The sequence below is a fragment of the Paenibacillus sp. FSL P4-0127 genome, from assembly GCF_038007325.1.
GTDB classification, from domain to species: Bacteria; Bacillota; Bacilli; order Paenibacillales; family Paenibacillaceae; genus Fontibacillus; species Fontibacillus macerans.
The window spans coordinates 2,882,991-2,901,754 of record NZ_JBBOWY010000001.1; the positions used below are offsets into that span (position 1 = coordinate 2,882,991).

The window sequence follows — 18,764 nt, forward strand, 5'->3', positions numbered from 1 at the left end:
AGGGATGCAAAATGAAATTTTGACCAATGTGCTGGCTTTTGCTTCGGTCTTATCGGTATTTGTTTTAGCTGTCGTACAGCTCGTGAAAACAACGATAAACCTGCCGAAAAATTGGGTGCCGTTCATCGGCGTGATCATCGGTGTGTTGATTGGTGCGGCGGCGTATCCTTTTACGGACATGGACCTGGTGTTGCGGTTGTGGGCCGGCGGCTTGGCCGGCTTATCGGCAACCGGGTTGTTTGAGCTTGGCAATAACCGGCCGGGAACGACGAAGGATTAATAAACCGCTGTAGCTAACGTTTCCGCCGAAATAGACCGTCACCTTCCTTGGGGCGGTCTATTTTTTTAATAATGTATAATATTACTGCGTTTATCTTTGCACCAAGGATTCATCGAAAACAAGGTCTACGGAGCCAATTTTTTGTTCGGTATCCGTCTCCACATCAAATTCCCCGTTATGATCCTCGTCCAGATAAAAGCTTATGGTGGCGTTAGCGTTGGACGGAGTTTTGACCTCTGCCACCAAATCGAAGCGCCCTTCCCGATCGACGGTCAACTTCCCTTCTCCGATAAAAGAATGCCCGTCTTCGATTTGATAGAAGAAATAAGTTTCCCTGAGATTCGAGACTTTTCCGAAAATTTGAATTTGCCGGGTGTCCAGAACCGTTCCCGGACGGGGGTTATCCAATTGCAGCTTAACTTCATTTCCTCCGCAGGCTGTCAGCATTAAAATGAGGGCGATCAGCGGCAAAACAAGGCCATTTCTCATCATTTTCCTCCTGAGGGTTGTTTTTTTAGCTTCTAAGATCACTTTAATGGATAGATTGGCGCCAATCAATAAACAACGAGGTGAAACGCCGGCGTTACGGTTGTAATGACAAGAAATAGCGATAAGAAAGTAGAAATTAATGATCGGTGGAAAAAGGGCCAAGATGAAAAAGTTGATGCGGTCATCAGCATTCATTGGAACGGCGGGAGCACAACGGCCAGCGGGACCGAAACCTATTACGCCCAGACAAGATCCGGCGATAAGCCGTTCGCTCAAGCGCTTCAAAACGGCGTTGTCAGTTACTTGGGGACGAAAGACAGAGGGGTGCTGGACGATACCAAAGCTGCGGTCGGTTCACTCGGCATTCTGCGATACCCGAGCGGCTCATCCTATAAATATCCGCGGGCGCTGATCGAGGTGGAGTATATCACGAATCCGACCGCGTTGGCTAATCTGGACTACCCTATCTATGAGGCCTCTCTCGATTTTGCGGCGGGGGTTCTCAAAGGGTTAAAGGAATATTTTGGAGGTTGACCGTTAATAGAAGCCCCGGGTCACCGGTAAGGTGATGCCAGGGTTTCTTTTTTTGGCGATAAACACGCAGGAACCGGCCAAGCAGGCGCACAAGCGGGTTCTATGAAGCAGTCATACAATATATCAGGAAAGTGATAGATTTGGATAACGGGAACCGTCAATTTTGAAAATAACGGAGGGGAAATTATGCTGGCGAAGCCGCTGCAAAGAGAATTTCAGAGCTACTGCGCGCGTCATAAACCTATTTTTGAAAACCGGGTCATACAGAGTTTTTTTCGCGATGAGTCAAACATCATTCTTTTGTTGAAATCCCAAGCAGGACAAGCGGACCACCAAATGGCGTTAGAAACCGGATTCCGCAAGCACTATTTTCAAATTCGCTTTACCCGCTACCTCTCCTCTACCATAAAATATGCCGCCCTTGAACGGCTTCGTTTCTACCGGAAAATCGACCGCCGCAATCCGCTTATTTTCGATGTACCTTTGTCCGATGGCCGGGGAGGCCGATCCTTGGGAGAAGCGCTTACCGGTTCCGTAGATTTGTTTCCGTCCGACCCCGCTGTTGCCTCTCCTGAACAATTTCAGGAGACCTTCACCAATCCTTGTTTGTTCAACGCTTTTTCCAAGCTGTCCGCCAAACAACAAATCATCGTCACCATGAGCTATGCGCTTTGCTATAAAGATCATGAAATCGCCGCCCAATTAAACATATCTCCCCAAGCTGTCAATAAAACAAGGAATCTGGCACTGAAGAAGCTGCGGCAAATGCTGACGAAAAGCGATTAAAGCGATGGAAATGGAAAACGATTTATTCGACCTGGTCGCGCGAGCTCAAAATGGCGACAAAGACGCGTTGACCCGGATTATTGTCCGGTTTTTGCCGGCCATTCGAGCCTATCGTTATAAGGCTAAGGCCGATCGCCAAGACGATCTTGAACAGTATATCATCGAGACGCTTATTAAGAGAATTATGAGTTATGATCTTGCAAAATCCCCTGATTTTACGGATTTTTGCCGGAAACTGGTTGAAGATGAGCATAAAGATTGATACGACCGGAAACTGGGTCGTATTTTTTTATTTTTATATGGAAACTTTTAGAAAATAATTTCGTTTATTAATATTGAGGAAAATAAAGGAGGTAGCGCGAACTTGTTTAAGAATACGGAATTTCACAGGTTTCCCATTGTTTTTTTATTGATTTTTGTCATCTTGGCCGGCTGCAGTTCAGCCTCGGACACAACGAGGAACAGATCGGCCGAAGGTGATTTTCCGCCGCCCGTGGCAGCGGCCATCCGAGATTCCTTGGGGGATCCCCAAAGCAATCTGGCCAAGGAAGATCTGGAGAAGGTGGAAGGCATCCAATTGGAAGGGATAACCGAACCGATCGACTTATCTTCCTTAAAAAAACTTGTCAATCTAAAAAGCCTTACATTATCTTATACCAATGCTGAAAATTTAGATTTTTTGGGTGAAATTCCTCATTTGGAGTATTTGCAGTTGGAGGGGGTTGGTTTGGAGCAGTTGCCCGATTTTGGCAAGCTCCGCCTTAAATCGGTAAATATCAATGACAGCGATATCGAATCATTGGATTTTATTAAAAATTGGGATGCGCTTGAATATCTTTCTTTATCCAATGCGAGGTTAAGCAGTCTTGAAGGTATACAGCAAGCTAAGAATCTCGAAGGATTGCTTATCTCCAATAACCCGGTTAATGATATCAGTTTATTGAAAGAGCTTGATGTCCTGGAGCGTTTAGAACTGCGGAGCACCCGGGTAACCGATCTTTCGCCGCTGGCCGCTCTCGAAGATCTTAAGCTTTTGGACATTCGCGATACCGACGTTCGCAGAGTAGCTCCTGTTGCCAATCTGCCGAAGCTCAAAATATTGCTGGTTACGAAGAAAAACATAGACGATTTGCCAAAAGTTCCGGACACCGTCGATGTATCGGAAACCAATGTCCTCGCTTATTAGGGAAAAGGGATGGCGAAATCGCCATCCCTTATTAGCAGTTGCAATTACTCTGTGTAATAGGTAATATAGTCCTCTTTGCCTTTTTGAGTGATTACATCCTGCAAGGTCGTGTTTTTGCTGCTTCCCGGGTCGTTTACTTTGAACATGGAAGCAGTGATTTCCGTGTAATAAGGATATCCGTCAATATCGACGGTAAGGGTGCCCGAAAAGCCTTTAACGACGACCAAATGATTAGGCACATGCACCATCACCGGGATTCGGCTGTTTACAATCAGTTCGAAAAGATCATCGCGAATATTGTCAAAAGAGCCGTTGGTTTTATTGTGCCAGGTGTGGGAATAAGCCTTAGCGGCGGTATCCCAGGCGAACGGACAATCGGCCCCTTTGTAATCCGATTTAAGTTTGTCCGTTAGCGTTCCGGGGTCTACATTATCGCCGAAGCCCTTAAAGATCATGGCGGCCGAAGTCAAAAAGCAGCCTTCTTCACCAATCGTTCCGCCACAGCTCGTTTTTTTGCTGTACCACTTGTTTGTTCCGTCATTAAATTGTTTAAAACTAGGTGTTTTTAAATCGACATTATACGTTTTTTTGGCCATCATAACTCCACCTTCATGTTGAATTCGGAATGAAATAAATTCCGTATACTATTAAAGTGGAGTGAAGCTACTAAAAAACAACCGGAATTAGAGGATTCGGGGTATAGAAAAAATCAGGACCTCATTTTTTTACCCAATCGATAGTCTTGTATAGTATTGTCAATACCTTTTTTACTATGTTAGAATGAAATCAAATGAAACTGCATAAAATAAAGAGTGAAGATGCGCACATCTTCACTCTGGCAACAGCCGCTTTGAAGAGCGGTCGGCTGTAGTCAAGGTCAGAGAAATAGACCATCTCCTACCACGGGCGGTCTATTTCTTTTTGTTTTGGTTTAACGTAGTGACTATCGTAATGACCAAACCGATCAGCGTTATTAAAAACGCTCCGAATTGAATCATTAAAGACAGCACGTCCTTAACCTCCACAGGCATCACCTCCCTTCAAGGGAGACTAGCCGACCACCCATCTCAGCCCTTCTGTTGTTAGGGGTATTATACCACAGACGATACTGCGGATCCTCGGGAACTATCTTTTCAGCCGGACATAAAATGCCGTTGTAAAGCTGTTCTATAAGACTTTTTGGATTTATTATCCCGTTGTCTACAACAACAATCCACGGAGGTATACTCTACAAAATGATATTTTTTATGTTATAGAGTCTTATAAAGAAACCGCTACTTTAAAGCGGTTTTTTCTATTTTAATTTGAGGATCAGTCCGCATGGAATGGTTAAATATAAGAGGATTAACATTTGATTTAATAAAAACGGCACTAAGCCGAGATCAGTGCTTGACGAAATAAATTATGACTCTAGCTCTATTGATTCGAGGATGCCGGACGAGGACTGAGGTGGCTGTCTATATATAGCATTCGTATCTTGGTTTCCCTGCAGGCTGCTTTGCACGATTATCCCTTTCGTTCAGAGGGCAGGGGGTGGGGGCTAGGATGTGAGGGATTAATAAGGAAAAAATATCTGCTTCTTACAAACCTATCTTCTTCTCCTGAATTTATCATCTTCTCTGATTAAACGGGATAATCGTGCAAAGCGTCCGGACAGCGGATGTAGATCTGCCGACCTGCCCACCGGCCTTCCCTGTCCTCAAGCTTTCAACGCCTTTCCAGCTTTTCTTTCCATGACCGGTTGCCGACATCACTGTCAAGCACTGATTATTAGACTGAGTCAAAAAAACATTATTTCCCTGTTGTATAAAGAACGTGTGTTTGCATATACTACAAACAAACGTTCTTATTTGGAGATGGTACTGGTGAAAAAATACATTGGCCGGACCGTTGAGATCATTTACATGGACCGCTTGGGAAAAATCACCCAGCGAAAGATCAAGATTCATGACGTCCGTGAAGGTCTGGTGCGGGCAACTTGCCTTGCTTCCGGCGAACCCCGGGCTTTTCGGCTGGATCGGATTTTGGCCTGTGTTCCGGTTGAACACCGGGGCCATGATGCTTCTTAACCTAGATTAGTAAATTTTTCTTATCAATACGTCCGGGGCGGCTCCAAGCCGTTTCGGACTTTTTGTTCATTTATATAGGTGAAACGGATCAATTGTGGGATATTATCCCAACTAAGGAATTGTGAGGCCAGCGGTGGGTTGATAGAATGTATTGAAGTGTCTTTTCCATAAAATATCTAAATGTCCAGGAGTACGGAATGAATAGGACAAACTATGTGCTGTCGCAAGATGAATGGTTTTACCTGTGCTTGCTTTCCGGTGCCACTACCTTGTTCGGTTTGGAAAATGTGCCAGATGGCCTTGATTTGCAGGATGCTCGCCAACGATGGGAGAAGGTGTCCGGCCGGCTGAAGAGCAAACATATTTTGACGGAGGAAGATGAGGATCAACTATACATAGAGCGTGATTATGCCGCGATTGCGGAAATTTTGTCTTTCCCGGACCAGGTGTTTGCTTGCTTGGTGGAAAAAAACGGGGCAGTCTCCATGGAATTTATCCATTGCCGGGCGGGGATGTTCACGCGCTTAACTGGGGAAGAGACTTGCGAGGTCCAGCTTTGCACCGGGCGGGAAGAAGCGATTGCCATGCTCCGGAAGCAGTTTTTGCTTAGCGATTGTGAGCAGGAGGCATTTTACCCTCTACCCGCGGCGGAGGCCAATTATGCTCTGGCGCTTGCAGGTGCGGGAGAACAAGGAGCGGCAACGGTTCTTTGGCAAAAGCTTGGGATAGATCGTCAGACCTCGGAAGACTTAGCGGAAGCCTCCCTTTGGGCCACAGTCCGATTGCCGGGTCATTGCCGGATACCACTTGGCTTCTGGAGAGGAGGCCGAAGCGCTGTTTACCTGTGCGCGAACAGAAAAAGGAACCTGGATGCTGGGGATGATGCCGGAGCGAAGTCAGGCCCTTTTGTTTCGGCGCAAACCGCTTTCCGCCCTTGAACAACTTTTTGCGTTTCCAAGCATGTTGGGGAAAGGAGGGGAACGCCTTGGAACTGAAGGTCGATCCGGCCCGCATTAACGGACTTGCAGACGAAGTACGCCGGTTGGAGCAACAGTTCGGAGATCAAGTCACAGTTACGCTAAAAAGGGTATCGGAGTTAGCCAGTAGAACAAGTTCGGCTTATTCCGAGCCGGGAGTCCGCTCCGCAATATCTGAAGTGGAGCGGCGGATGGAGCGGATTAGGCAGCTGTCCCGGGAGATCGGCGACGAATTGCGCACGAAAGAGAAAACGCTGCGCTGGGCGGCGAACGAGTATACTCGCCAAGAGCAGGAGTCCTTTTTGAAGGCGAAGCAGTTAAAACTTCCGGTTACCTTAAACCCATTTGACGCGTTCCCCACGACTTCAGGGAATAAAACGAGCGTCTTTCCTTTGCCGTTTTCGGCGTTTTCCTTATTCTCCCGGGCAGCGGTTTATATCCCTATCACTGTGGAGCCGCTTACGAAAGAACTGACTCTGGATCCGGAGCATAAAAGCGATGAAGTGCTAAAACTGCAGGAAAGATTGCAGGAACTGGGGTACGAACTGGAAGCGAACGGGTGTTTTGACTCGGCCACGTTGAAAGCAGTTAATCGGTACAAAGAAAAATACGGCCTGGACAATACCGGAGATCGGCAAGGAATCGTGGATGAAAATGTGTGGCGGACTCTGTTCGGGAAGCTGAGCGGGCTGCTGACGGTGCAAATGCACGGTCAGGCCTATTCCGAGCCGTTGAAAATGGCGCAGCTACGGTTACAAGAGCTGGGGTTTGAGGTCGAGGCGAACGGCTATTTTGATGAAGCTACCGTACGCGCGTTGGAAGGGTTCCGGGAGGTTTACGAGAAGGATCAAGACGGGCTCCAGGGTGTAATCGGGCCGGCAACCTGGCAGGCGCTGTTTAACATGCCGAAAGTGGAACCGGTTGAGGATTCCAAGAGCGAGCCGCAATACTATATCACGTCGGTAGATCCGCGAAGCTATTCGCTGGACGATGTGCTAAACCGCGATGATCCGGAAGTTCAGGAGCGGCTGAAGCAGACCTATTGGGCAGATTTGACCAAGGAAGAACAAGACAGGATCTATAACGAGCTGAAAGAACTTGAGAAAAAAGAAGAAAACGAGATGCGGCAAAAACAAAGCGGCATCGGCAATCCTTTTTTTGCGAACTTGATGGTTGGCGGGTCGAATGCTGTGGTGAACGCAATCAACACGGCCTCGGCAGGATTGCCGGAGCTGCTTGCCGAATGGATTATGGGACCGGAACCGGAAGGTTACGTAAATCCGCTGGATGATCCGTACGGCAAAGGAGTTGGCGAAGCTGCCGGAAATGTAGTCGGGTTCTTTTTGCCCTTTAAATATTTAAAAGCTGTGAAAACCCCGGCGGCTCTCTCCAAGCTATCGCCGACGGTGGTCAGATCCATGACGGCGGGAGCGGTCTTCGGCACGGCTACCGAAGCATCTGACGCGGTAACCGACTTCAAGCATGACGGCGACCAAGACCTCGCAGGCCGCGCCCAAAATATCGCTCTGGATACCGCTATGGCCGGAGCCGGGGACGTGACCTTCACCTATGCGTTTAAGCTCATTTCCAGCGCGCTCAAGAGTACAGCGGGACAAAAGCTGACCGGGTGGCTGAAGCGTTCGGAAGTGGAGGAGGCTCCCACCGTGAAAGAAGTGAAGCCATCAGGCACGAGTGTAGTGGCTGAGGGGACGGGGAATGATGCTTGGTATGCAAAAAAACCTCTTAATCCCTCTGATTTTGTTGGTACATTTGACGAAAGTTTTGCAGGGTTGAGCAATACAAAAAAAGTAGATTTAGCATTTATGGAAATTGAAAAGGCGTTTGGTAAGAAGTATGCTGATGAGATAAGGAAATTATATGAATCCACTAATCGTAGTTTTACTCAAACTGGAGATACTTTAGGACTATTTAAGTTTAATGCAAAAGGCGAACCGGTTTTAGAATTAAATAAGAGTTTCGGTAACGCAAAAATGATGGCTAATACGATCTTGCATGAAATTAAGCATTATAGACAAGCTCTTAAGTTGGGTAGAAAAGAATTTATGGCGTTACCCGATGAACAAGCTGAGAGGTACGCAACATCGACAAATATCTGGCAAGGGAAAAGGATGGGGCTTTCTGACGAAGACCTTCAGTGGTTTCAACAGTATTATGACTTTTTTAGGGGGCTGTAATTATGGATTTAGTAATACATTTACTAGAAGGATTCGAATACAGAGCATTGAACAAATCAATCCCTATAGTATTAAAGATAACATCTGATAAACAAGAAGATATTTCTGACAAAATTGACATGAAAGAAATCATGTTATATAAGAATGGAAAAGAAGCTTTCGGTTCATTTATAGTCTCAACGTTAAGTCTTCCTAAATATACTTTTACAATATCGGAACATACTCCAAAATATATGATTATAGATGTGGCCGACCATGATGAATCGGAGTTACTGTCAGGGGAATATGAAGTTAGAGTTTCTGTTATGGTTTACGTACCGCTTGAGGATGGGAGATACTCTAGAAAAGAGTTAACGGCTGTAAAACAGATAATAATTCAATAACGCTCATAACCCATGTAAACCATTAAGCTCATTTCTTATGAGTCAAGGTGTAAAAGGTTTTGTTGTCACATTAACATCAGTAGCATCATCTTTCTAACGGTTGCGACCGCCGCTATTTCGGCAAAATCAAGGTCAAATAAATCGTAACGGTTGCAGGAGAGCTTATTTTGCATTTTTTAGGCTGCGGGGCTATTTTTATGCGAAATAAGCGCCACTACAACCGTTAGAAATCAAACCGCCCGTTTTTACGCCAAATAAGCGCGTCCGCAACCGTTAGAAATCGCCGCTAGAGCAAACATTTGCCACGGCCCCATTAGTATCCAAACATTCAGGCTTACTCCCCCTTCGGAATAAGCCTTTTACGTTTGCTTCGTCTGACTACCATCCGCCGTCACATAAACCCATCCAAGCCTATCCTCCCAAGTCTTTATACCTAACTCCAAGGATGTATCAAGTAGGAAGGGTATATATTTTTAACATTGGATTTATAGTAAAATTAATCCAAACTACCGCAATTTTATTTCCTGAATTTTCCTAAGGTTAAGGTTGGTGCATAGGATGACTGCGCTTCGCATATCAAGAATCGTGGAAAAAACAAAAGTCGAAGGGCCCGGGCTGCGTTATGCGATCTGGGTGCAGGGTTGTCCGATTCGCTGCGAGGGATGTTTTAATCCGCATACGTGGGAGATGGACGGCGGGAAGATCCGCGAAATCGACGAGATCGTTTCAGATATACAGATTGTCCGAAATGCCTCTCCTGAACTGGAAGGTGTAACTTTCCTGGGGGGCGAGCCGTTTAGCCAGGCGTATGAGCTTAGCGTGTTGGCCAGGAAGGTCAAGGAGATGAACCTGTCGGTCGTCACTTTCTCGGGTTATGACTATGACACCATCCGCAGATCCGGCCATCGTGGTTGGCAGCAATTGCTGAAGGAAACCGACCTGCTGATCGATGGCCCGTATATCCAAAGCCAACATGATTTAAGCCGCCCCTGGATCGGTTCGCGAAACCAGCAGTACCGTTTTCTCACGGATCGGTATAAAGAACTGGAGGCCCGTTTACCGAACATCGCGAATAAAATAGAAATACGGCTGCATGCCGATGGCACCATCACCGCTAATGGCATGGCTCAATTGGAGAATTTGGAGCTTTTGCTGGGGCTGGGTTACGAACGTAAGGAGGTTAAGGAATGAGTTTGGAAATTGTGCTGATCCCCGTTGCCATTGCATTAACCAAGGAAATTGCCGAAGGGATCTCCCGGAAACTGGAGAACCGAGAGAACAACCTTTTGATCCTGGAAACGCGCATGAAGGATGAAGCTTTGCTGAAGCAAGCGCTCGAGGATTGGGATTGTTCGTTCCGTACCGCGGAGGGGGTAGAGGCCGTGAAGTTTGCTTCCACCGTTACGAACGAGGTTATTTTTACGATCAATGAAACGGGCTGCTACACGCTGATTCTGCCCGAAACGGCGGACCAGGGCGCTTATGAAGAGTGGATTGCCAGCGTGGAGCAATCTTATACCCGGCTCCTTCAGCAAAAGGTCTATCAGAATCTGGTGGAGAAGGCGAGAAGCCAGGGATTGATCCTGGAACAGGAGGAGCGGCTTAGAGATCGTTCGATCCAACTGACGTACATATTGAATAGATAAGGAGACAGGCATGTTTAGAACGTATACCGAGCGCGGGAAAGCCTGGGAAATCGCCAACAGCTGGTGGATTCTTCTGACTTTGGTTCCGTTCGCGATGACAAGTTTTATCGCTTTTTTGTACATAGGGCTCCGGGTAAAGCTTTGGCGCTGGAAAATCTGGGGAATTGTTTATTTGGCGGGCACAATCGTCGCTTTTTCTACGACGGCTATTGGGATCGGTGCGGCTATCGCGTTGTCCGTGTGGGTTGCGAGCATTATACATGCTTTTAACGTAAGGCCGGTTTTTCTGATTCAGTTGGATGTGTATAAGGCTAATGAGAAAGTAAGGAGCCAGCAAAAAATCACCCAAATGAGACAAGAGGCGGAAGCGAAGTTCCAAGCGGCGGGGAGTACGACCCAGTTTAAGCCTCCGGCGCCGAAAAAGAAGACGGAAGCGGATCAGCCGGAACGTGCGTGGAACGAGGAGCACAAGGCCGAACATCGCGAAAAGACGGATACGCCCGCAACAGATGCACCCGCAGCAGATACGCCCGCAACAAACCTGAACCAAACCGGCAGCGGACGCCGGATCGATTACTAATGAGATGGGGTTGAAAATGTGACTACCGCGAACCCAACCAATAAAACGAAAAAACATCTGGCCAATTTGTTCCGGGCGCGCTTTCCGTACCTTTACATTCAGACCTGGGAGGAGAACCGGATTTTATCCTTGATTCGCGAGGTCGCCCAGGACGCCGAACTTATCAAAACGCCGCGGGAAGTGATGATGTGGCGGGTAACGACCGGCATCATCGACGGGAAAGGCCAAGCGAAGGGGGATACGAAACCGCCCCTGAAGGCGCTGGAATTCATCGAAAAATACGATAAACCGTGCATTTTTGTGCTGCAGGATTTTCATGTGTTTTTTGGCGGGGAATGGCGGGCGCCGGATTATCAGCTCATCCGCAAGCTCAGGGATATGCTGACCAATATCAAGCAAAGCGAGCATCCGATCAACGTTATTTTTACGTCTCCGTTTTTGATGCTTCCGGACGATTTGCAAAAGGACGTCACGATCGTCGATTTCGAGCTGCCTTCCTTTGAAGAGATCAAGGCCGTGCTTGAGGAAATGATTCAAATCAATGAGCAGAGCGGGCGGATTCAGATCGATCTGGATGATGAAGGCAAGGAGCGTTTAGCCAAGGCGGCGCTTGGCCTGACGCTTTCGGAGGCGGAAAACGCCTTTGCCCGGGCCATGGTTGAGGACGGAAAGCTGAATGTCCACGATGTCGAAGTCGTCCTGCAAGAAAAAGAACAAATCATCAAGAAAACCGAAATCTTGGAGTTTGTACGCAGCGATTTGAAAATGGCGGATGTCGGCGGGCTGGAAAACTTGAAGCGCTGGCTGTCCAAACGCAACAAATCCTGGCTGGATTCGGCCCGCAAATACGGGCTGCCGTCTCCTAAAGGGGTGCTGATTACCGGCGTTCCGGGCTGCGGCAAAAGCTTGATCAGCAAATCGATCAGCTCGATGTGGCAGCTGCCGCTGCTGCGGCTGGACATGGGCAAAATTTTCAGGGGAATCGTCGGAAGCAGCGAGGAGAATATGCGCAAAGCGATCAAAACGGCGGAGGCGATTTCCCCGTCGATTCTGTGGATCGATGAAATCGAAAAAGGCTTTAGCGGATACTCCGGGGGCGCTGACAGCGGCACTTCGGCTCGGGTGTTCGGGCAGTTTCTGACCTGGATGCAGGAGAAAACAAGCCCCGTGTTTGTGATTGCGACGGCGAACAACATTTCCGCGCTGCCCGCCGAATTGATGCGCAAAGGAAGGTTTGACGAAATTTTCTTTGTGGACCTGCCGACCAAGCGGGAAAGAAAGGATATTTTGAAGGTCCATATATCAAAACGGTTGACGGACCCGGAAGTTTCCGGCGAGTTTGAGCTGACGGATGAAATTCTGGAGCATTTGTCCTCCAAATGCGAAGGTTTCGTCGGCGCCGAGATCGAGCAGTTGGTGATCGATGCTTTATTTGAGGCGTATGCGGAAAGTTCGGCGGTTCGCCTGGAGTTTTTTGAACGGGCCATCGCCAACACCGTGCCGCTTTCGGTGACGTTGGCCGAACAAATTCGCGGGATCCGGGATTGGGCGAACGTTCGGGCGGTGGCGGCAACTCCGAGAGAGGACCGGGAAGAGTACGCGAATGAAGGCCTCGCCAACCCCTACGGGGGAATTCTGGCGGGCACGGGCGAGTTTGATGACGTCCGTTTCAAACGCGGCGGGAGAACGGTTGATTTTTAAGGGGGAAACATGATGGATGAAAAAATACAAATCCGGATATGTCCCGATGGCCGGATCGAAGCGGAGACGCTGGGCATCACAGGAGAGAAATGTAAGGATGTGATCGGGCTGCTTGAAGAACTGCTGGATGCCGAAGTGGTGGAGACCACTTTGAAGCCGGAGTTTTACGAAACGGATGGGTTAAAGATACGCGAAACGTTAAGGCGGGAGGAATAAAGCGGTGTATTCAACGAGTGAAATCCGTTCGGCCGCGAGAAGAACGGCCCAAGGAGAAGCGGACTTGAGAAAGACCGAGAAACAGCTGGGCTCCCATGTGCAGGAGACGTCTTCCTGGTGGAAAGGCAAGGCCGGGACTGCGTTCAAGGAGGATTATACAGGAAAAACCAGGAATGAAATCAACCGGTTGTGTGCGGAGATCCGCGATATAGAGTCGGGGCTGGAACGGCTGGCCCGAGAAGTCCAGATCGCCGATGACCGGCGCAGGGCCGAGGCGGCCAAAAAAGCGTTTAAGAGATAATCCGAGATACGGAGTGCGATTGAATGATATTGAATGAACAACATTACCTATGGTTATGTGAATTGACGGGCACCGGGCTGCTGACTTCGCAGCATTCCGGCAGCGTGATGGAAATCGTTCGCGGCCTGCAGCCTTCCCTTGCGGGCCGGGGGCAGGGAGATTTGGCCGAGGCCATGCTGAAGTCCGCCCATTTAGCGGATTGGGAACTGCTTGGACGAGGGGGCGAGCGCGGCTCGGAATGGTTTCTTTTTGCGGATCAAACGCATCGTCAAGGCGCAATCGCCGTCTCGGAACCACGGGCATCGGAGGATTACGATACATATTCGTTCCCGTTGGACGAAGCGATATATAAACTTCGGGAAATGCTGGTACCCGGGGGAAAGCATGTGTTTACCGGCCTTGGGCCAGGGGGCTGGCATGCCGCGCTGCTCGCGGAAGCGCTGGGTGCGGAAGCCGTCGTTTTTGGCGCGCCGACCATGGAAGAGCTTCCGGGGAAGGCCGTCAACTTTGTGGGCGAGGATGATCCGGTAGGGGACCATACCGGGAAGGTCGTTTTTGTGAAACAAGCGGAAGACCTTGGCGAAGCGGACGAAGCCTTTTTGTATAGAAAGCTGGTTTTTGAAGAAAGCGGGAAGGCGGTTGTATCGGCACAAAGCGAATTTTCCCGGTTTGTGAGCTGGTTCTATAATACGGCCGGGACCGTGGAACCCGAGGTATGGAAGATCTTTTTTCCCGGATCAGAAGAAGAGGAAGCGGTGATTCTCGCGGATCTGGGCGTTTACTCCGTTTTCATGAAGGTCGGTGAACTGAATAAAGAGAAGCTTCTTCACGCCATTGACGCAGCAGTGCGATATGCCGCCGGACAATTGGAAACGGGCCGCGATCAGCTGGCAGCCGAACTGGATAAACTGCCTGATGAAAACTATGAAACCTTAGTATCGGAAAAGGCGGAAAAATATGCGATGAAGGCAACGGATTTCGTGATGCGCATCTTTGAAAGCGTCCAGACGGTGCTGATGGGAGTCGCTTTGTTTACGCTGGAGCAGGAAACGTTCGATATGAATACCCCGATTGACAGTTTCCGGACGCAAATCTATGACTTGCTGGATCAGGAATTGGAGCGGGTGAAGGCTTGCCTCGATCAAGCGATCGCCCGCCGGCTGGAAGCCTCCTTCCAGGTTCCCGATTTCGGCTTTGAATGGTAAGGGTAAGACGGATGAGTCAGCGGGCGGTACGCATTTTGCTGGTTGTGCTGGCAGGAATAATCATTACTTTAGAAGTGAGCGGGTGTAAAGGTAAGCAGGAGCCGGGCGCAATCAAGGAAAAAATGTTGGCTTATTTTGAAGAAAAATACGGGGAGGAATTTTTACCCCTTTCTTTTGAATCCAGCGGTTTTGCCTACAGCCATAATACTTTGTGGGCTTACCCCAAAAAGGGACCGAATCCGACAGATTTGAAGTCTGGGGGGCACGTATGGAGGACGGTTCGTACGAGATGAGTGACGGATATTTTGGGATATATATTAAGCCGAAATATGAAGAAATTTTGTCCGGTTTTGTGAGTGAGATATACAAAGATTTCAAGTTGTTCACTGGCTTTAATGAAGGGGTTTGGTCGGACGAACTGAATAAAGACACGAAGATAGAGGATATATATTTGAAGGACAAACTGTTCGGTTCAAATACGGTGATTTTTGTAAAAGAGGATTCTGCCAAGGGGATTGATGATAAACAAGGGATAAGAAAAATCGCTGAAAAAATGAAGGAACATAAAATGGTAGGCAATATTCGTATATATGCTGTTTATAATGAGAAATTCGATTCAGTTGATCTGAATGCTTTGAATGCAACACCGAGCGAAGAGAAAGAGTTATTTTTAAGAGATTACGAAATCATTAAAGTGACTCAAGAGCTTGAAGTGAAAATATATGGGGAGGGGAGCTAAATGGCGGAATTAAGAGAAAGCCAATCAATGCTCCTTTCCGAATTCGGCTTTGAATGGTAAGGGGGAAACGGATGAGTCAATGGGTACGAATTTTGCTGGTTATGTTGGCAGGAATGATCATTACTTTAGGAGTGAGCGGATGTATGAGTAAGAAGCAGGATCCGGACGCGATCAAGGATAAGATGTTGGCTTATCTTGAAGAAAAATACGGGGAAGAATTCTCACCCCTTTCTTTTGAATCCAGCGGTTTTGCCTATAGTTACGATACACTGTGGGCTTACCCTAAAAATGGTACAAAAGAAGATAGGTTTGAAGTATGGGGTTCACGTACAGAAGATGGCTCTTACGGGATGAGTGACGGATATTTTGGAATCTATATCAAGCCAAAATATGAAGAGGTCCTATCCGGTTTCGTGAGTGAAATTTACAAGGATTTTAAGCTGTTCACTGGTTTTGAGGAAGGGGTTATGGCGGATCGTCTGAATAAGAACACGAAAATAGAAGAGATTTATGCTCCCGATGAGTTGTTTTTTTCGGATACCGTCATCTTTGTCAACGAAGATTCAACCAAAGGGATTAGCGATGAAGAAGGAATCAGGAGAATAGCGGAGAAAATGAAAGAACATAAAATGGTTGGATCCGTCCGTTTGTATGTCGTATTTAACGATAAGTTTGATTCCATAGGACTTGACGTATTAGATGCAACATCGGCGGAACGAAAGGAACTTTTTCCTCGGCCCCGTCAAATTATTAAAGTGACGCATGATCTTGAAGTTAAAAAATATGGGGAGGGGAACTAATGGCGGAATTAAGCGAAAGCCAATTAATACTCCTCGATAACCTAATTTATTTAAAAGGTGTTGCAAATAGCAGGGACAAAACAGTAGGCGAAATTGTTGATGATTTGCTGAATAATAACAAATTATCTTTAAGCAAGGATCCAAGGACGGGAAAATATCCCGGCTCGATGTCCAGAGATGAATGGATTGGCATTCTTAAAAATATTGAACGGGATCCACAGCTAAAGGGGTTAACTGTCTTGCATGGGGACCCCGGCTTTGTTTATGACGAAAACGGAAAGATCGTTCAGCATAAGCAGACTCCACTGGAAGTGGGGGCACGCATGGCAACCTTTGTTGATTTGGAGACAGACGAAGCTGTTGTCGTCTTCCGCGGCACCTCAGGAGACGCCGAGTGGCATGACAACGGTACGGGCGGATATTTAACCGATACCGAGATGCAGCAGCGCGCTTTGGCATATATTGAACAATTGCCCTATAACAACATCACGGTAACCGGCCACTCCAAGGGAGGCAATAAGGCCCAGTATGTAGGGATTCTTTCAGATAAGGTGAAACGAGTCGTATCCTTGGATGGCCAAGGGTTTTCCAAAGATTTTATTGAGAAATACAAAGATTTAATAGAAGCAAATAAGCATAAGATTACTTCAATTTCTGCTAGTGATGATCCTGTAAACAGCTTGCTTATTCCGGTTGCCGGGACGATTAAGTACATTCAAACGAGCGATCCCGACAATCCACTCGACATATTTTACTACCATAAGCCAAACATTGTTTTGAATGAAAAAGGCGAGTTAAATGATGAAACGGAACAAGGAGCAGTTTCGAAATTTTTAAATGATTTTACGATTTATGCCAGTACAACTATGCAAGAACCGTTCCGCAGTTATGTGCTCGACGGTTTGCTGGCATTAAAGGAGAGCGGTCAGGAGGGAACGCCCAAGGAAAGTTTAACGCAATCGATTATTAGCGCAGTTATAGCTTTAAGTCACTTGGATGATTTTGCTCTTTCCAAAGTATCGGACAAATACGGAAATTTTGCCGAACTCGTTGCCGCAGCTCTCGGCACAGCTGTTTTTCCATACATTTTTATTGATGACTTGCTGCATTCAGTTTGGAAAAATTTGAATGACTTAAAAGATTATGTGGTTGCAAAGGTCAAGCAATTTGGAGATTGGCTTAATGATACGATGGATGCTGCATCCAAAAAATTCAAGGAGTTTGGGGAGCATATCGGTGCTGCGTTCTTGACTTTTGCCCAGCAAATTAAAAATGGTTGGGGCGCTATGGTCCAAGGTATTAATAACTTTTTCGCGGATCTCAGACAAGCCGGGGAAGCCGTAATGCAGAAGTTAAACCGGTTTATGGACAAATTCTCTCAGGGAGTCCAAAATTTCTGCAACTGGATTGCCGAAGGCACCAGGAAGGCGATCGAAGCCGCCAAAAATGCCTGGAACAGTTCCGTCGATAAGGTAAAAAGCTGGTTCGGGGACGTGAAAGAGAGCATTTCCAATAAAGTGGGCGAACTGAAAGACGGGATAAAGCATGTAGCCGAAATGACCCGGGAAGGCTTCCGTAAATTTATTGACGCGTCGGTAACCAAAGCGAAGGAGATCGGGAATTGGCTCGTTACCAAATTGGATCAGGCCCGGAAGACGGCGATTGAGATCGGCGCCAAAGTCAGCGCCGCCTTTACGGCGATGGCGGATAAACTGAAGGCGGGTTGGGAGAGCGTCAAAACCGGCATGGCAAATTTGGCCGGGAACATCAAAGAAACCGCCGTTCGGGTTGCCGAGGCGATGGCGCGTTTTGCCCAAACGTTGAGCCGGGCGGTTAAAAGCTTCTGCGATAAAATGGTTGCCGCCTATAAACGGATGATGGAAGGCCTGAAACAAGGCTGGGATAACCTCGTCGGCAATATCACTACGCTTTTCAGCAAAGCGACAAATTTGATCCGTCAGGAAGTTGATGAATTTAAAGACAACGTGAATTCGGCGGTAAGCATGGCCAGGGACAAAGTGACGGATTTGGGGAAACAGACCATTAAGAGAATCAAGGGATTTACGGGCAAAGTCGTAAAGGGATTGTCCAAAATTTCCGGCGGGCTTCTCATGGTCAGCGTAAATCGGCTTACCGACCTGCAGACCAAATTTAAAAGAACGGACGACGATGTTGTTTCCACAACCAGCCGAATCGTCAACGATGCGGAACGGATCGCGTCGAACGTCTCGCGCGCTTATAGCGAGTCTAACGTGCAGAGTCAAGTTCGCCAGCTGCAAAGGGCGATCGACGATGTAAGGAACCGCCGCAATCAAGTCGCTGCCGAAATGCAGCGGAAAATCCGTTCCCTCGCCATGGCGCGGGATCAATACGTGAGGATCGAACGAATGTTGAAGAGTAATATGGGGAATCTGACGTAATCTAAAGCAATTTGCAAGAAGGCTTAGCACCCTGGGGAACCAAGGAGGGCTAAGCTTTTTTTGACTATATGAATATTCAAAAATATATAACTAAAATCATTGACAAAATATAGTGCATAAGGCAAATTATAATCGTAGAATTGCCTGCATTTTACATAATAAAAAATAACTTGATAGTTTGCCAGGCGATTATACGATAGTTTGACGGAAAGGGAGGAGATAGCGAATTCATCAAAGATTGCTTTACGTTCGCAAAT

General features: G+C 47.4%; 22 protein-coding genes and 1 pseudogene. 20 read left to right on the forward strand and 3 right to left on the reverse strand.

Annotation, left to right across the window (positions count from 1 at the left end):
* The first annotated feature begins 4 nt into the window (after window positions 1-4).
* On the forward strand, window positions 5-280 hold the full coding sequence (locus NYE74_RS12950) for a holin (RefSeq protein ID WP_036620937.1): 276 nt from the start codon (window positions 5-7) through the stop codon (window positions 278-280).
* Window positions 281-370: 90 nt separating this feature from the next.
* Here the strand turns inward: NYE74_RS12950 and NYE74_RS12955 are convergent, their stop codons facing one another.
* Window positions 371-769: a hypothetical protein gene (locus tag NYE74_RS12955; protein ID WP_326044384.1), complete on the reverse strand. Its 399-nt coding sequence runs from the start codon at window positions 767-769 to the stop codon at window positions 371-373.
* A gap of 99 nt (window positions 770-868) precedes the next feature.
* Between NYE74_RS12955 and NYE74_RS12960 the strand changes: the two are divergent.
* The 4 genes and pseudogenes from NYE74_RS12960 to NYE74_RS12975 all read left to right on the forward strand — a co-directional run.
* Window positions 869-1,303, forward strand: a pseudogene (locus NYE74_RS12960) (N-acetylmuramoyl-L-alanine amidase family protein); the annotation flags it as partial.
* Between the two features lie 186 nt (window positions 1,304-1,489).
* The gene (locus NYE74_RS12965; RefSeq protein ID WP_326044382.1) at window positions 1,490-2,089 is read left to right on the forward strand and encodes a sigma-70 family RNA polymerase sigma factor; all 600 of its coding nucleotides are present in this window, start codon (window positions 1,490-1,492) and stop codon (window positions 2,087-2,089) included.
* A gap of 4 nt (window positions 2,090-2,093) precedes the next feature.
* Window positions 2,094-2,351 (forward strand): helix-turn-helix domain-containing protein, encoded by a 258-nt coding sequence (locus NYE74_RS12970; protein WP_326044381.1) that lies wholly within the window; start codon window positions 2,094-2,096, stop codon window positions 2,349-2,351.
* 102 nt (window positions 2,352-2,453) lie between these two features.
* On the forward strand, window positions 2,454-3,275 hold the full coding sequence (locus tag NYE74_RS12975) for a leucine-rich repeat domain-containing protein (RefSeq protein ID WP_036620945.1): 822 nt from the start codon (window positions 2,454-2,456) through the stop codon (window positions 3,273-3,275).
* A 44-nt stretch (window positions 3,276-3,319) separates the two neighbouring features.
* On the opposite strand, the gene NYE74_RS12980 is transcribed toward NYE74_RS12975, so the two are convergent.
* Complete coding sequence (locus NYE74_RS12980) at window positions 3,320-3,871, reverse strand: C39 family peptidase (RefSeq protein WP_326044380.1); 552 nt, start codon at window positions 3,869-3,871, stop codon at window positions 3,320-3,322.
* A gap of 315 nt (window positions 3,872-4,186) precedes the next feature.
* A complete protein-coding gene (locus NYE74_RS12985; protein ID WP_230877209.1) occupies window positions 4,187-4,306 on the reverse strand; it encodes a putative holin-like toxin in 120 nt (39 codons plus the stop codon).
* An 825-nt stretch (window positions 4,307-5,131) separates the two neighbouring features.
* Here NYE74_RS12985 and NYE74_RS12990 point away from each other — a divergent pair.
* From NYE74_RS12990 to NYE74_RS13060, 15 genes are all read left to right on the forward strand, one after another.
* Complete coding sequence (locus NYE74_RS12990) at window positions 5,132-5,344, forward strand: hypothetical protein (protein WP_371861056.1); 213 nt, start codon at window positions 5,132-5,134, stop codon at window positions 5,342-5,344.
* Between the two features lie 197 nt (window positions 5,345-5,541).
* Window positions 5,542-6,282 (forward strand): hypothetical protein, encoded by a 741-nt coding sequence (locus NYE74_RS12995; RefSeq protein ID WP_326044379.1) that lies wholly within the window; start codon window positions 5,542-5,544, stop codon window positions 6,280-6,282.
* Window positions 6,283-6,329: 47 nt separating this feature from the next.
* Entirely contained in the window at window positions 6,330-8,516 is a 2,187-nt protein-coding gene (locus tag NYE74_RS13000) for a peptidoglycan-binding domain-containing protein (RefSeq protein WP_326044378.1), read from the forward strand.
* A gap of 2 nt (window positions 8,517-8,518) precedes the next feature.
* A complete protein-coding gene (locus NYE74_RS13005; RefSeq protein WP_036620950.1) occupies window positions 8,519-8,899 on the forward strand; it encodes a hypothetical protein in 381 nt (126 codons plus the stop codon).
* A 558-nt stretch (window positions 8,900-9,457) separates the two neighbouring features.
* Complete coding sequence (locus NYE74_RS13010) at window positions 9,458-10,090, forward strand: 4Fe-4S single cluster domain-containing protein (RefSeq protein WP_036620952.1); 633 nt, start codon at window positions 9,458-9,460, stop codon at window positions 10,088-10,090.
* Window positions 10,087-10,545 (forward strand): hypothetical protein, encoded by a 459-nt coding sequence (locus NYE74_RS13015; RefSeq protein WP_341004843.1) that lies wholly within the window; start codon window positions 10,087-10,089, stop codon window positions 10,543-10,545. The genes NYE74_RS13010 and NYE74_RS13015 overlap by 4 nt, the downstream gene beginning before the upstream one ends.
* Before the next feature lie 10 nt (window positions 10,546-10,555).
* Window positions 10,556-11,125 (forward strand): hypothetical protein, encoded by a 570-nt coding sequence (locus NYE74_RS13020; protein ID WP_051985338.1) that lies wholly within the window; start codon window positions 10,556-10,558, stop codon window positions 11,123-11,125.
* A gap of 18 nt (window positions 11,126-11,143) precedes the next feature.
* Window positions 11,144-12,826 carry an AAA family ATPase gene (locus tag NYE74_RS13025; RefSeq protein ID WP_036620957.1) on the forward strand — a complete coding sequence of 561 codons (1,683 nt, stop codon included), beginning with the start codon at window positions 11,144-11,146 and terminating at the stop codon, window positions 12,824-12,826.
* A 12-nt stretch (window positions 12,827-12,838) separates the two neighbouring features.
* Window positions 12,839-13,042: a DUF2997 domain-containing protein gene (locus NYE74_RS13030; RefSeq protein WP_036620958.1), complete on the forward strand. Its 204-nt coding sequence runs from the start codon at window positions 12,839-12,841 to the stop codon at window positions 13,040-13,042.
* A gap of 4 nt (window positions 13,043-13,046) precedes the next feature.
* Window positions 13,047-13,343, forward strand: coding sequence for a WXG100 family type VII secretion target (locus NYE74_RS13035; protein WP_036620960.1), 297 nt, complete (start codon window positions 13,047-13,049; stop codon window positions 13,341-13,343).
* Between the two features lie 23 nt (window positions 13,344-13,366).
* The gene (locus NYE74_RS13040) at window positions 13,367-14,548 is read left to right on the forward strand and encodes a hypothetical protein (RefSeq protein ID WP_036620961.1); all 1,182 of its coding nucleotides are present in this window, start codon (window positions 13,367-13,369) and stop codon (window positions 14,546-14,548) included.
* Between the two features lie 11 nt (window positions 14,549-14,559).
* Window positions 14,560-14,841 (forward strand): hypothetical protein, encoded by a 282-nt coding sequence (locus NYE74_RS13045; protein WP_341004844.1) that lies wholly within the window; start codon window positions 14,560-14,562, stop codon window positions 14,839-14,841.
* Window positions 14,838-15,287 (forward strand): hypothetical protein, encoded by a 450-nt coding sequence (locus tag NYE74_RS13050; protein ID WP_341004845.1) that lies wholly within the window; start codon window positions 14,838-14,840, stop codon window positions 15,285-15,287. The genes NYE74_RS13045 and NYE74_RS13050 overlap by 4 nt, the downstream gene beginning before the upstream one ends.
* A 71-nt stretch (window positions 15,288-15,358) precedes the next feature.
* Window positions 15,359-16,087, forward strand: coding sequence for a hypothetical protein (locus NYE74_RS13055; RefSeq protein WP_036620965.1), 729 nt, complete (start codon window positions 15,359-15,361; stop codon window positions 16,085-16,087).
* Window positions 16,087-18,507, forward strand: coding sequence for an Mbeg1-like protein (locus NYE74_RS13060; protein WP_124332523.1), 2,421 nt, complete (start codon window positions 16,087-16,089; stop codon window positions 18,505-18,507). The genes NYE74_RS13055 and NYE74_RS13060 overlap by 1 nt, the downstream gene beginning before the upstream one ends.
* The last annotated feature ends 257 nt before the right edge of the window (window positions 18,508-18,764 follow it).